This is a genomic window from bacterium (assembly GCA_019695335.1).
Taxonomy (GTDB): Bacteria; CLD3; CLD3; order SB21; family SB21; genus JABWBZ01.
This window is the reverse complement of record JAIBAF010000002.1, coordinates 21,966-37,076: the sequence shown is the minus strand read 5'-3', so window position 1 is coordinate 37,076 and position 15,111 is coordinate 21,966. Positions and strand designations below refer to the sequence as shown.

General features: G+C 41.9%; 11 protein-coding genes. 5 read left to right on the top strand and 6 right to left on the bottom strand.

Going from position 1 to position 15,111, the window contains the following annotated elements; translation table 11 throughout:
* Positions 1 to 10: 10 nt before the first annotated feature.
* Genes K1X84_00770 through K1X84_00760 form a run of 3 tightly spaced genes read right to left on the bottom strand, consistent with a single transcriptional unit; the run spans position 11 to position 5,671 of the window.
* On the bottom strand, positions 11 to 3,262 hold the full coding sequence (locus K1X84_00770) for an efflux RND transporter permease subunit (GenBank protein MBX7150140.1): 3,252 nt from the start codon (positions 3,260 to 3,262) through the stop codon (positions 11 to 13).
* Positions 3,259 to 4,323, bottom strand: a complete 1,065-nt coding sequence (locus K1X84_00765; GenBank protein MBX7150139.1) for an efflux RND transporter periplasmic adaptor subunit — start codon at positions 4,321 to 4,323, stop codon at positions 3,259 to 3,261. Before K1X84_00765 ends, K1X84_00770 begins: the two co-directional genes overlap by 4 nt.
* A 34-nt stretch (positions 4,324 to 4,357) precedes the next feature.
* On the bottom strand, positions 4,358 to 5,671 hold the full coding sequence (locus K1X84_00760) for a TolC family protein (GenBank protein ID MBX7150138.1): 1,314 nt from the start codon (positions 5,669 to 5,671) through the stop codon (positions 4,358 to 4,360).
* Positions 5,672 to 5,882: 211 nt separating this feature from the next.
* Here K1X84_00760 and mrdA point away from each other — a divergent pair, with 211 nt between their 5' ends.
* The 5 genes from mrdA (at position 5,883) to glmS (ending at position 12,356) form a co-directional block, all read left to right on the top strand.
* Positions 5,883 to 7,709 carry a penicillin-binding protein 2 gene (mrdA, locus tag K1X84_00755; protein ID MBX7150137.1) on the top strand — a complete coding sequence of 609 codons (1,827 nt, stop codon included), beginning with the start codon at positions 5,883 to 5,885 and terminating at the stop codon, positions 7,707 to 7,709.
* 4 nt (positions 7,710 to 7,713) lie between these two features.
* Positions 7,714 to 8,967: a rod shape-determining protein RodA gene (gene rodA / locus K1X84_00750; protein MBX7150136.1), complete on the top strand. Its 1,254-nt coding sequence runs from the start codon at positions 7,714 to 7,716 to the stop codon at positions 8,965 to 8,967.
* A 6-nt stretch (positions 8,968 to 8,973) separates the two neighbouring features.
* On the top strand, positions 8,974 to 9,654 hold the full coding sequence (locus tag K1X84_00745) for a TIGR02253 family HAD-type hydrolase (GenBank protein MBX7150135.1): 681 nt from the start codon (positions 8,974 to 8,976) through the stop codon (positions 9,652 to 9,654).
* Positions 9,655 to 9,676: 22 nt separating this feature from the next.
* Complete coding sequence (locus K1X84_00740) at positions 9,677 to 10,393, top strand: hypothetical protein (GenBank protein ID MBX7150134.1); 717 nt, start codon at positions 9,677 to 9,679, stop codon at positions 10,391 to 10,393.
* A gap of 130 nt (positions 10,394 to 10,523) precedes the next feature.
* Entirely contained in the window at positions 10,524 to 12,356 is a 1,833-nt protein-coding gene (gene glmS / locus K1X84_00735; protein ID MBX7150133.1) for a glutamine--fructose-6-phosphate transaminase (isomerizing), read from the top strand.
* Positions 12,357 to 12,391: 35 nt separating this feature from the next.
* Here the strand turns inward: glmS and K1X84_00730 are convergent, their stop codons facing one another.
* The 3 genes from K1X84_00730 to hprK are packed head-to-tail and all read right to left on the bottom strand — an operon-like array spanning position 12,392 to position 15,081.
* Positions 12,392 to 13,126, bottom strand: a complete 735-nt coding sequence (locus K1X84_00730; protein ID MBX7150132.1) for a ZIP family metal transporter — start codon at positions 13,124 to 13,126, stop codon at positions 12,392 to 12,394.
* Positions 13,127 to 13,132: 6 nt separating this feature from the next.
* Positions 13,133 to 14,035: an MlaD family protein gene (locus K1X84_00725; protein MBX7150131.1), complete on the bottom strand. Its 903-nt coding sequence runs from the start codon at positions 14,033 to 14,035 to the stop codon at positions 13,133 to 13,135.
* Positions 14,036 to 14,055: 20 nt separating this feature from the next.
* A complete protein-coding gene (hprK, locus tag K1X84_00720; protein MBX7150130.1) occupies positions 14,056 to 15,081 on the bottom strand; it encodes an HPr(Ser) kinase/phosphatase in 1,026 nt (341 codons plus the stop codon).
* Positions 15,082 to 15,111: the final 30 nt, after the last annotated feature.

Sequence of the window (15,111 nt, the reverse complement as noted above, 5' to 3'; positions counted from 1 at the left end):
TCCGTGGAGGTTAGGATTTAACTTCAACAATTGCGGGCGTTTCTTCGTCGTGCCCGTTATGGATTACTGAAATCCGGTTTTCATATTTCTTTCTTTCCGTCATATAATAAATCAACGGAACGATTAACAGTGTCAACGCCGTGGATGCAATCGATCCGCCGATCAACGATATAGCAAGGCCTTGAAAAATCGGATCGAAAAGAATAACCAACGCTCCAATGACAACGGCGCCTGAAGTTAATAGAATCGGGGTCGTTCGAACGGCGCCTGATTCAATGATCGCTTGTTTCAAAGGAATGCCCTGCTCGAGCCGGAGATCGATGAAATCAATAAGTAATACCGAATTGCGCACCATGATTCCGGCAAGTGCGATCATGCCGATCATCGAGGTCGCCGTAAAAAAGGCGCCCATAATCCAATGACCAACCAGAATACCTACAAGCGATAACGGTATTGCGACCATCATGACTAGAGGAACCTTGAACGATTGGAACCAGCCAATGATCAATAAATAAATGATCACTAATACCGCCGCAAACGCTGCTCCGAGATCACGGAAAACTTCATACGTAATGTGCCATTCCCCATCCCATTTCATTGAAAACTGTTCTTCCATGAATGGTTGTTTTGTATACAGCTCATTGATACGATAACCATCAGGAAGTTTTAAATCAGCAACCCGCTGCTGCATATCGAGAATGGCGTAAACCGGGCTTTCAAGCTCACCGGCAACATCCGCCGTTATGTATACTACACGTTGTTGGTTTTTACGATAAATGCTTTTGTCTTGAAAACGTTCTTCGACTTTGACTAATTCCGACAAAGGTACGGTCCGTCCGCTTGCCGACATGATCTGAATATTTTTCAGATCTTCGATGCTGGAACGATCTTTTTCAGACAAGCTCAAATGAATATTGATCGGTTCAAGTTCGTCAGGTTGATATATCGTTGTTACATTCATGCCATTTAAACTGACTCCCAAGCTGTTTGTAATTTGTTTTGAATTGATCCCCACAAGCATGGCCTTTTCCTTATCGATTTCAAAACGAAATTCCCTTTGGTCGTCCTCAACCATCCAATCGACGTCGACTATGCCTTCTGTAGTTTCAAAAATGTTTTTGATTTGTCGCGCTACGTCGATTTGTTTGGAATATTCAGGTCCATAAACCTCCGCAACCAACGTCGATAAAACTGGCGGTCCCGGCGGAACTTCAGCAATTTTGACATTAGCATTGTACGGATGTACTATTTTTTGAATTTCCGGACGAATGCGTTTGGCTATGTCGTGGCTTTGCGCACTGCGATCGTGTTTTGAAAATAAATTTACCTGGATATCGGCGACATTCGATCCACGGCGCAAGTCATAATGGCGCACAAGCCCGTTGAAATTAATGGGCGCGGCCGTACCAACATACATTTGATAATCGGAAACTTCAGGTTGAGTGCGGATATAAGCCGCTACTTCTTTCGTAACCACGGCTGTTCGTTCGAGTGTCGTTCCTTCCGGCATATCGATGATCACTTGAATTTCGTTTTTATTGTCAAATGGAAGCATTTTGACGGCTACCAGCTTGAAATACAGCAACAGCATCGATGCAAGAAGCATTGCCGTCACACCTCCGATAAACATCCATCTTTTTTTTGGATGGTCGATCATTGGTGATATCGTTTTGGCATAAATGCGGTAAATCAATGTATTTTCGAGAGAGTACTCTTCGTGCGTATTTTGATGTTTATCGCTTTTCAAAAAGCGGTACGCCAGCCACGGCGTAATGACCAAAGCAACCAAAAGTGAAAATAACATGGCTAATGAAGCGCCGATTGGCATTGGGCTCATATAGGGCCCCATTAATCCTGAAACAAACGCCATTGGCAAGACGGAAGCAATGACCGTAAAGGTTGCCAGAATCGTCGGATTACCAACTTCATCGATCGAGGCAATAGCTGCCTGGAGAAAAGGCAATCGTTTCATTTTAAAATGACGATGCATGTTTTCAACGACAATAATTGAATCATCCACCACAATACCGGTAACAAAAACCAACGCAAACAACGTAATCCGATTGAGCGTATAACCGAACATATAATAAACAAACAATGTCAATGCGAACGTCACCGGAACGGAGGCAAAAATAACTAACCCGCTTCTCCAACCCATAAAGATCCCAACCAAAACAGTGACAGCAAGAATTGCCGCCGAAAGGTGTTTGAGTAATTCATTGACTTTTTCTGATGCTGTATTTCCATAATTTCTTGTCACGGTTGTGTGGATGTCGGATGGAATCAGTACGCCCGAGAGGCCATTAATTTTTTGTTCAATTAATTCTGCAAGCCGCATGGCGTCGGCACCCTTGCGTTTAGACACCGACACAGTAACAGCCGAATATTCAAGTTGATCGAAAGTTGATTTTTGTGAAGAGCCATAACCGAATCCGACATAATCTTTCGGCTCTTCCGGCCCATCGACAATTGTGGCAACATTACGCAGGTAAACCGGATTGCCATTATATGCACCAATGACAACATGCCCGACATCGTCTGCCGATTCAAAAAAATTACCGGTTTCAACCAAGAATTCTTCATCGCCTGAAACAAATTTTCCCGATTGTGTTTGCTGATTGGCCTGCTGAAGCTGCTGCATGACCATCAAAGGATCGGTGTTGTAACCGGCCATTTTATCGGCGTGAAGAATGACTCTTACTTGGCGGCTACGCCCTCCGATAACATGTGTTTCAGCCACATCGCCAATTTTTTTGATTTCGGATGCAAGTTCTGCCGCAACTCTTCGAATTTGAAAATCATCGTAATGCTCGCTCCATAATGTCACAGCATAAATCGGTACATCGTCAATGGCTTTGGTTTTGATAAACGGCGGCATGATTCCAGCCGGCATTTGATCCATGTTTTTTTGAATTTCATTATACAATCTGAAAATGCTGCGCTCAACATCTTCGCCGACGAAATAACGAACGATCAGCATGGACATGCCGGGCATTGATGTTGAGTAAACGTATTCCACTCCAGGAATATTGGAAATGATCTTTTCCAGAGGTTGTGAAATTTTTGTTTCCACTTCTTTGGCGTTAGCGCCGGGATAGGCGACAAAAATATCGGCCATCGGTACAATAATTTGCGGTTCCTCTTCACTGGGCGTCAGATACGTACTGTAAATACCGATCGCCATAAAAGCAGCAATCAGCAGCGGTGTTAATTTTGAATTGATAAAAGCTTGGGCAACTCTTCCGGATAAACCTGTTTTCACTGTGCCACCTCCACTTTAACTCCGTCTTTCAGCAAACCTTCCGATGAAGCAATAACTCGCTCTCCGTCTTTCAGGCCTGAGAGAATTTCAATACGATTGTCAAAAGCTTTTCCTGTGCGAACCCAACGCAGTACGGCTTCATTGCGGTGGTTAATCGTATATACTCCTTCCAATTGTCCACGTCGAATCAGTGAACTTTTCGGCAATGCAATAACGGTTTTGCTTCCATTTGCAAGCAAGACTTTTGCGTACATGCCCGACTTAATATCGTGTGTCGAACCGTTCAATCGGATTTTCACGTCAAATTGCCGGCTCATTTCATTTCCGGACGGATTGATTTGTTCAACAGCCCCATCCATTTCTTGGCTAATTGCATCAATGGCTACTGTAACGGCTCCACCGATTTTGAAAAACCCAATCTCGCTTTCGGGTACTTTCGTCATGACTTTAAGCGAAGTGATATCTTCGATCATGAGTAAAGGCATACCGGGAGCTGCCGTATTACCTTCTTCAGTAAATTTTTGTATGATCGTGCCATTGATTGGAGAAACGATGTCAGAATAATCAAGAATGTCATCCATTTCTTTTTCCATTTCGGTAATGGCATTGACTTTGGCTGCAGCCATGTTGTACATCGTTTCGATATCGTCTAATTCTTTTTTAGATGCACTTTTGTTATCATACAATTGCTGAATCCGCCGATAATTCGTTTCAGTATTTTTCAACGCGGCTTCAGCTTCGATTTTATTGGCTTTGATTTGAGCGCGTTTCGCATTCAGATCATCGCTTTTGATTTTGATAACTGATTGACCGACCGAAACACGCGTTCCAACGTCGTACGGTAATGCCGTAATTTGTCCCATAATTTTGGTGCTGAGTGTGACTTTTTTGTCGCCTTCGACGTTACCGCTGAAAACATACCGGTGAGGAACTTTAGTCAAAGTCTCAGATAATAAAAACACCTTCACCGGTTTGACACTGTCTTCTTGCAAATCATTGCTTCCACAACTAACCAAAAACGCGAAAGTCAATATTGCAATTATCGTCATTATTCGATCCATATACTTAACCTCCGTTTGAAAATAGATACCAAAATTAGTCTGTAATTTTTTCTTCACTTAATAGCTCAAGCATAAAAACATTCATAGTATAGAAATACAAAGCATTTAAATAATCGAGTTGTGCATTGGCCAACATTGCTTCGGCATTGAGCAAATCAGTTGTTTTCTCCATGCCTTTTGAATAACGATCAGTGAGAATGCGAAAATTTTCTGAAGCCTGCTGAATAGCTTTGCCGGTCAATGTTATTTTCTTCTTTGCTGTTTCAAGATTACGTAAAGCTGTTTCCAGATCATTTTTGTTTTTCAAACGATTTTGTTGGTAAGCATTCTTGGCCAACTGATATTTGGCTTTTGCTTTTTGGATTTCGCCGACCTGATCAAAACCTGTAAAAATATCCCACTTAAGCATTGCGCCTACCATCCAATTTTTTCCACCGGTTCCAAAAAGTTTCTTATCGTTCCACTCGTAACTGCCGAAGGCATTCAGACTCGGTAAAAACTTAAACTCCTGCATCCGGATCATTTGTTGGCTGGCAAGCATGCCGGATTTCATGGCACGCATATCGGATCGGTCGTTATTGATGTTTTCGATACTTTTTAGAAAATTGAGTGATTTAGGAGGTTCGAGGCTGTCAGTCGGAATGATTTCTTCATAATTGTCGATACCCAGTAATAGTTTTAAAGCCTCGTTTGTGTTTTTGATCGAATTTTCAGTTTCATTTTTTTTATTTTCGAGGTCGAGCAGGCGGACGTCTGCAAATAAAAAATCCGACTGAGTGATCATACCCTGATCAAAATAATTTTTAGCCAGATCGCGGTTGGCGCGTGCAGCCTCAAGGGATTTATCGATCACAGCCAAACTCTGCCTTGCGAGTACGAGCTCATAATATTTTGCTTTGACGGCAAATTCTATGTAGAAACCCGTGCGCATTTCTTTCTGTTCCATTGCGTTTAATGCATTATGGGCAGCACTTTTGCCCCATAATCCATCCGGATTAATCAACGGTTGTTTGAATTCGATTTTAGTCGTAAAATTATCGATACGTTTTGGATCATTAAGCAACGTGGGATTAAAATCGGATTGTGCAACTATTTCCTGTTTAAGTTTGAAACCAAATACATTCAGCGGATCGGTAGTTGTGATGGCCATTTCTGATAAAGTGATTTGTGGCAAAAAAACCGAGTACGATTTATTTTTGTCTCCGCGGGCATAATCCGTTTCATATCGGGCTTGCAGAAGATCGAAATTATTGGTTTTTGCACGCCGCAAAGCTTCTTCAAGCGATAAATTCTCTCCCGCCATAAGTGTTTGTGCTGTCACTAAAATTATTACCAACCGATGGATCATAGTGAACCTTTAAAGTTATTATCCCGAATAGTTAAATTACTATATAGTAATATAGTAACAACTAAACACTTTTGCAACAAAAAAATTCCCTGGAAACCGCCATTGAGCTTTTTTTATAGGTGCAATATTGAAAAATAAAATGTTAGGTTGGTTGAATTTTAAAAGGATTAATGGTAGATTGGCGTGAAAATTAATATCAACCAGGATTTTTGTGCATATTCGCAGCACGGTTTTGCTCATTGCATTGGGAGTGATCTGTACTGTTCTTATCGGCCGGTTGTTTTTTTTGCAAGTAATCCGGTACGATAAACTGAACGAACGTGCAGAAAGAAATCGCGTCAGAACGATTGACGAGATCCCGGCGCGCGGACTTATTTATGATCGTTATGGTAATCTGATCGTAGAGAACCAACCGACTTTTTCCGTACAAATCCTTCCAGCTGAATTTGATACTTCAAGCGAAGCCGAATTTGAATACCTTGCCAAAAAACTCCAAATGCCCGTAGGCCAGATTAAAGAGCGCCTGATCAATGCCTGGCCGTATACGCCGGTTACAATCAAAGAAAATGTCGATTTTACTATAATAGCGCAATTGGAAGAAGAAAAAGAACGGCATAAAGGGGTCGACTATAAAGTTGATATCAATCGCATTTATGCGCCGAATATTACCATGCCGCATATTATCGGATACCTCAATCAAATAACCGAAAACAGGTTGAGCTATTATCGTACCGGAGAATTTGTGGATACGGATTACAAAATCGGTGAATACGTTGGCGCATCCGGCATTGAAAATTTTTATGAAATTGAATTGCGAGGCCAAAAAGGTTATCACGAGCTTGAAGTCAATTCAAAAGGCCGTGTGATTCAGGATCTCGGCACATCAAAACACCCAAAAGACGGTTATAACCTATATTTGTCAGTGGATTTGAATTATCAGCGGTATATCGAATCACTTATGGGCAATCAAAAGGGTTCGATTGTGGTGCTCGACGTTAATACCGGCGAAATTATTGCAGCAACCAGTAAACCGGATTTTGATATTATGTGGTTTGTCAATGGGATCACGTCGGAGTCGTGGAAATCGTTGAATGAAAATCCGGACAAACCAATGTTCAATCGCATCGTACAGGCTTCGTACGCTCCCGGTTCGACTTTCAAAATGATTACGGCAATTGCCGGTCTTGAAGAAGGTATCGTCACTCCAAATACATATTTTTCGTGCAAAGGCGTTTTTTTTCTTGGAGGCAATCGTTTCCGCTGTTGGAATCATAACGGTCACGGTGCTGTGAATATGGAACATGCGATTACACAATCGTGCGACGTGTATTTTTATAATCTTGCATGGAAATTAGGAATTAATACTCTTGCTAAATACGCTCGGATGTTTGGTTTTGGCGAACAAACCGGCATCGATTTGCCCAATGAAAAGTCCGGCGTGATTCCGACGACTGATTATTTTAATCGCCGATACGGACAAAATAACTGGAAGGCCGGAACGGTAGTCAATCTTGGAATTGGTCAGGGCGAAGTTCTTTCAACACCAGTCCAAATGGCTCAATACTGCATGATGCTTGCTAACTATGGAAGTTATCAAGTTCCGCATTTTGTCCGATATGCCGAAGATGAAGAAGGTATCCGCAAAGTTATTTATCCGGTCAAACAAGTTCCTTTGAAACGCGAAAATATTGATCTCATGCGCTATGCCATGTGGACAGTCGTGAATACCTATTCCGGAACAGGGAAGGGCGCCGCCATCAGAGCGGCTCAGGTAGCCGGTAAAACCGGCACGGCGGAAAATGTCCACGGAAATTATCATGGCTGGTTTATCGGGTTCGCTCCATATAATAATCCTGAAATTGCTGTGGCCGTCATTATGGAAAATGGCGGTGAAGGATCTGACGTTGCCGCTCCGATGAGCGCCCGCGTTATGCATTATTATTTTACTGAAGTCCGGAATAAAAAGCCTTTTGACCCGCGCCAACTCAAAGAGAAAAAATTTCAGACGCTCATGACTCGAACCAGTTTTCAAAAATAACGGTATGATTTTAATCGTCGAAAAAATAAAGGCGTTTTTAAAAGACCTAGATTACTACGTGCTTATTCCAACTCTCGTATTATGTATTCTGGGATTGGTCTCAATTTTTAGTGCGACCTATACGGATGCCGAAGACATTAATTTCACCAAACAAATTTCATTTTTTGGAATCGGTATTGTTTTGATGATTGCCGTCATTTTGATTCCGATTCGCCTGATCGATAGCGCGTCGCTGACATTTTATGCTATTATTCTGATCTTATTGCTGTTCGTATTGTTATTCGGCCCTATACGCTATGGTGCAAAACGCTGGATTGCATTGGGACCGTTGAGTTTGCAACCGTCGGAACTTGCCAAAGTAGCGACGATCCTTACTATTGCACGTATGCTGGCGCTACAACGTATCAATGCCTCCAGCCTTTACAATATCATTTTATCAATTGCGCTGGTCAGTGTTCCGATGTTTCTTGTTTTTCGGGAACCCGATTTGGGAACGGCGTTGTGTATCGGATGTGTAGCGCTTCCGATGCTCTACTGGCACGGTATTTCGTGGTTTTCGATTTTCGTTATGTTTTCACCGCTCGCAACTGTATTGATTCACATCGGAAGCGGTTACAATTTTGATTTTTTTATCGCAACGCTATTTCTCATTTTAGTGGTGCTGTATTTTTCAAAACGAAGCGCCAAAATGGTTTTGGTTGTTTTGATGATCAATGTTGTGGTAGGACTTGGTTCAGAACCTTTGTGGGATTCATTGAAAGATTACCAAAAAGAGCGTATCCTGACTTTTCTCGATCCGGAACGCGATGCGAAAGGCGCGGGGTATCAGGTTTTACAATCGCAGATCGCCATAGGTTCCGGCGGACTTATTGGCAAAGGTTACTTAAAAGGCTCTCAAACACAATTGCATTTCATGCCTGAGCAACATACCGATTTTATTTTTTCGGCATTGGCGGAAGAATTTGGTTTTTCAGGTTCATTGACGTTGTTAGCGTTTTTTGGTATTCTCATCGTACGGATAATCATGATTGCCGACGTTGTAGACGATAAATTTTCAAGTTTGACATTAATCGGCATTGCATCTCTATTTACTTTCCAAATTTTGGTCAATATTGGAATGACGTCTGGAATCATGCCTGTTACAGGTATTCCACTTCCGTTTTTAAGTTATGGAGGGACGGCACTCTGGACTAACATGATGCTTGTCGGCATTGTACTCAATATTGCGATGCGGAAAAAAGTGTACGACATTCATTAAAATAATATGATCAAAGCTATCGTATTCGACCTGGACAACACGTTGGTCGATTTCATGACGATGAAAGAACGAGCGATCACAAGCGCTGCTGAAGCCATGATCGACGCCGGCCTGAACATCCCAAAAAACGAAATTGTAACCCGCATTAAATCGATTTACGACGAACGAGGATTCGAATATCAAAAAGTTTTTGACGATTTACTTGAAAATCTTTTTGGAAAGATTGATCACAAAATTTTGGCAAACGGGATCGTCGCTTATCGTCAATCGCGGGAAGCATCATTGGTGCCGTATCCTCACGTTCACTACACACTGATCGAACTTGCCAAAAAAGGTTACAAGTTAGCCGTTGTTACAGATGCCCCCACACGTGAAGCGTGGCTGCGTTTGTGTTATCTCAAGCTTCATCATACCTTTGATGTCGTCATTACTTTTGAAGATACGAAAGAGCGCAAGCCTCATCCGGCTCCATTCATGAAAGCGTTGAATGCTTTAAATATTGCGCCTCAAGAATCGTTGATGATCGGCGATTGGGCCGAACGCGATATGCTGGGCGCCAAACAGCTTGGCATGAAAACAGTGTTTGCCCGCTACGGCGACGTTTTTGATACTAAAGAACCCGGTGCCGATTTTGAAATAAATGATATCATTCAACTTCTCGACATTGTAAGACAAGAAAATGTTTAATCGAGTTTTCCAGTGTATTTTTTTGTTTTTGATTGTAGGCATAGGTTGTTCGCAAGCCAGCTACCTTGAAACACATTCTCCATGGGAAATGATTTTTCAGAAAAAAGTGTACGGCGGCGCCGCCGAACTCGTTGGTACAGAGCTTAACGCACCGTCTTTTTCGCTGTACGCCAACGGTCGAGTCATTTATTATCGGTACATTGACGGAAAAAGAAAAATGGCTGTCGCTGTCCTGACACGTGAGGAATTTCTTGAGTTACTAAAGGTTATATCCGACCTCTTGACACCTGTTGATTCAGTATTTTTGGATGGATCAGGCGATGCACCGATTACAGAATATTATTTTTACGGTCGCCGAATTCCTATCAAAGGACTTCATCAATCAGAGAGTGCGTTCGGAAGGTTCAATGAATCGATTGACCAGATGTATTTCAAAAAAAGCATGGATTATATACCTGAAAAAATTGTTCTGTATGTCAAACGCCTGTCTTCTGGTGATGCAAGTGCTTGGCCTGAATGGAATATTAATGGAATTGATCTTGAAAAAATTTATATGAAAGATATTAGTTTTTATGAACCTAATTCAGAAGAAAACAGCATAATTATTGAGGGGAAATTGGTTAATCGGGTTCAAAACTTTATCGAACAGACAGGCGTTTATAAAAAATGCGTCTTCAATAAACATGTTTTTGCCGTGGGTTATCGTCCGGTTCTTCCGGACAAAAATTTCAATAAATAATGAGTGATTTTCTCTTGCTGTGCCGCTGTTTTTTTAGTATTATGGCGAGCTTTTTATTGACCGCTTGCGTTTTAAAATGTACAGTATCAATGCCTTAGATTTAAAGATTTGATCATTTTGGAGGTTTGACATGTGTGGCATCATAGGATATGTGGGTAAACGTAATGTTTTACCTATTATTATGAATGGTTTGAAACGAATGGAATATCGTGGTTACGATTCAGCCGGACTTGCAATAATTGAAAACGATCATCTGGAAATTCGAAAAAGTGCGGGTAAATTGAGCGAACTTGAAGGCATTGTCAAAACTGAAAATTTCAGCGGCACGGTCGGTATCGGTCATACACGATGGGCAACTCACGGTGTTCCCAATACGAATAATGCGCACCCGCATATCGGCGATCGCGGTGATATTGCAATCATTCACAATGGAATTATTGAAAACTACGCGGCCTTGAAAATAGAACTTCAGAAAAAAGGTCACGCCTTTCATACGGACACCGATACCGAAACGGTTGTCCATCTTATCGAGGAGTTTTACGAAAGTTCTAATGATCTCGAAACGGCAGTCAGAGAAGCTTTATTATGCGTGAAAGGTACGTACGGAATTGCCGTAGTTTCAGCGCGTGATCCTTATAAAATTGTTGTAGCTCGTCACGGCAGTCCATTGGTTTTAGGACATGGTAACAACGAATTTTTTGCTGCTTCGGATGCCTCGGCAATTGTCGCACATACACGGCAAGTAGTTTATCTGGAAGATAATGAAATGGCTGTAATAACCTTGGATGGTATTACAACTAAGAATATGGAAAATCAGCCGGTTGTCAAAAAAGTTGAAGAAATCACTTTCGATGTCGCGCAAATCGAGAAGCAGGGTTACGCCCATTTTATGCTCAAAGAAATTTTTGAACAACCTAATACGATTACCGATGCCATGCGTGGCCGATTGGTTATAGAAGAAGGTATTTCAAGATTAGGCGGATTGAGCGAACAGATTGACGCGCTAAAAAGCGCTAAAAAAATTGTTTTCATTGCTTGCGGTACTTCTTGGCATGCGGCTTTGGTTGGCGAATACATGATCGAAGAATTTGCACGAATTCCCGTCGAGGTCGAATACGCTTCGGAATTCCGTTATCGCAATCCGGTCATCGAGGAAGGTACCGTTGTCATCGTCATCAGTCAATCCGGGGAGACGGCGGATACGCTGGCGGCCATGCGCGAAGCTAAACGACGCGGAGCCGTAGTCCTGGGCATTTGTAATGTTGTGGGTAGCACAATCGCCCGTGAAACGGATGCCGGAGTGTATATTCACGCCGGACCGGAAATTGGTGTCGCTTCAACGAAAGCATTCACGTCTCAATTAACCGTGATCGCATTGATTACAATTTTACTCGCACGCTTACGCAATATGTCAGCCGTCGAAGGTAAACAAATTGTTGAAGAAATGCTTACGTTACCTGACAAAGTACGTGCAATCCTCACCAGTAATGATTTAATTCGTGAAATAGCTGAAAAATATATCGATAAACGCAATTTCCTATATCTTGGCCGCGGTTACAATTTTCCTGTTGCACTTGAAGGCGCCCTGAAGCTAAAAGAAATTTCTTATATTCACGCGGAAGGATATCCGGCGGCTGAGATGAAGCACGGACCAATCGCGCTGATTGACGAAGATATGCCGACGGTTTTTATTGCACCCAAAGATGCAATCTATGATAAAGTTGTCAGCAATATCGAAGAAGTACGTGCACGCGGCGGCAAAATCATCGTTATTACCACTGAAGGCAATTCGGAAATCCGTTCCAAAGCCGAGCATGTCATTTACATACCTAAAACGCATGATTTTCTCATGCCTATTTTAAGCGTAATCCCTTTACAAATGCTCGCTTATCACATGGCCGTTCTGCGCGGATGTAATGTCGATCAACCGAGAAATTTGGCAAAGAGTGTGACGGTGGAATAAATCAATGTTAAACAGTAAGAGTTTAGGGCTAGATGTCAACGATGAATGATCAGTGAACTAATAAAAAACATTCCAACACCCAAAAAAATCACCAGAGGCATCCATCGGTATTCAGAATCATTAATTCTTGGAATTAAATCAGTAGTCGCAACGTGGATGAAAGTTCCGGCCGAGAGAGCTAACGCAATATCCTTAATAGGCAAATTAGGAACATTGAAACAATAAACCGCTAAAGTTCCAATCAACGAAGCCAATGCCAATGAAACCGTACTGAAAAAGCTATAACGTTTTCGATGATGTGAAACAAACATGATCGAAGAAATGGTAAAGCCTTCAGGAAGTTTGTGTAGTATTGTGCCCAGGAAAATCATCAGGCCTACCGATTCACTTTTTAACATCCCTGATCCGATAGCAACGCCGCTAAAAAAATTATGCACTAATAGTCCGAGTAATGCGCTGGCACTGACAACGTGCGAAACAAGATGCTCATGTGTTTCTTCACCATAATGAAAATGCGGAGTAAAAACGTGTTCGAATAAATGTACGATGAGATAACCCAAAATTACAAAAAACATCGAGTACGGCGAAGCTTCATAGCTTTCTGGAATCATATCCAGCAGCGCGACAGCTAAAATATAACCTGCGCCAAGCGCAATGAAAATATCGAGGAATTTTTTTTCCCATTGCCCGCGAATGGTAAAAAACCACCCGCCCAGCATGATTATCAAACCGGAAATAAAACTATACACTAAAGCTAGACCGATATCCATAGAGGATTAATCGCCGAATAATTTGAGGTTTACTTTCATACCTTTGTCCCTCACAGCCGCCACAAGAGAATCCAGTTGGGCAACAGTATGATCCAACTTATTGTACAACGCATCATCGTGAATCATTTTACCCAGATTGCCCTCGCCGTTTTGAATTTTGTTCATCATACTGTCCAGCGTAAGCGTAATGTGCCCTAAAGTCCTAGTAATGCCGTTGACATTGACAAGTGCCGTATCGATCCGCCCGTCTGTTTTTTCAACCAGAGTACGAAAACCTCGTGAAGCCGAACTCAAACGTGTCAGCAGTGAATCAATCTTCGAATCGCTTTTGTATACCATTGTTTTGATCCGGGCGGTCGTCGAATCTAGGTTAAAAGCCGCTCGTTTGAGTGCTGACGTAAACGATTTGTCACCTACAACTCCATTTATTCCGACTAAAACGCTGTCAACTTTTTCTAAAGTTCCTTTGACGTCATTGGCAATTTCTTTCAATTGGCTGGTCAACTCTGTCAAGTCGGGTTCCCGTGATCCGATAATGCGGTTTTTTGTATTAAACGATTCCTCTGATTTTCCCGGAACGATTTCTAATTTTTTTCCTCCGAAAAAGTCGATGCTTGAAATAACGGCTTGCACATCCGAACGCAGCTGCACAGAATTATTGATACTAATGGCTACGAGCACCGAATCCCCTGTCAAATTAATATCGGTAACTTTTCCTACACGCAATCCGCTTACCGTCACCGGGTCGCCAATCTGCAAACCGGCCGTATTTTGAAATAGAATTGAAGCTTCAAATGTGTTCGGCTTGAATGTAATCCCTTTGAGCCACACAATTCCCAAGACTAACAAAATCACACCAGATAGAATCGTAATACCAACTTTAATTTCCAGAATCTTACTATCGTTCAATCAAACCTCGCTTATTTAGTCTATTCGAAATCCCGTTCAAGATAGATATTGGATTTTTTACTTTTTGCATCTTTATTTTGTATTTCCTGCATTAGTTTAGCGCTAAACTCTTTCGCAGCATCATAACCATAAATCTTAAGCAGCAGATTTAAAGCAATCGCTTCAGCGATTACGGTAATGTTTTTACCGGGATAAATTGGCAATTTGATCGAAGGTATTTTGACATTCAAAATGTCGACCATTTCTTCATCCAACCCAAGACGCTCGTATTCTTCTTTACCATCCCACAATTGCAAATCAACCTGCACTTCGAGTCTTTTTTGTAATCGAACGGCACGAATGCCAAACATTTCCCGGACATCCAAAATACCTACGCCGCGAATTTCAATAAAATGTTTGAGCGTATCGTGCCCGCGTGCCATCAGGATTGTTTCAGATAAACGGCTGATTTTAACCGTATCGTCGGCGACAAGCCGATGTCCGCGTTCTACAAGATCGAGAGCAATTTCGCTTTTACCAATTCCGCTTTTGCCGGTCAGCAGCATGCCGATACCATACACATCGACCATGGATCCATGCATAGCAATTTCCGGCGCAAATACTTCGTCAAGGTAAGCGCTGATGAGATGAATGGCGTCCGTTGATGAAAAATGTGTCACCAAAAGTGGTACGCTGTTTTTCTCGCAAAGCGCTTTCATTTCCGGCAACACTTTATTTGAATTAGTAATAATAATGCATGGCATCGGAAATTGAAAAACCTTTTCCAATGCTTTCTTCCTGTCCTCTTCGGAAAGACTCAATAAATAATAGTTCTCAGTATTGCCCAAAATCTGGATTTTTTCGTGCGTGAACAGTTCGACGAATCCTGCCAGTGCCAATCCCGGACGATGCAAATCGCGCTGATTAAAATATTTATGATCGAAACCGGCATTCACAATAAGTTCAAAATGCATCTTGTCACGCAAATCTTCAAAAAATTTGCGCACTCTCATCTTTTCAACCAAACGGATGTTGTCGCCGTCGCTTTTGTATATTACGTCGTCCATACACTGCCTTATTTAGGGCTAATCTACAGA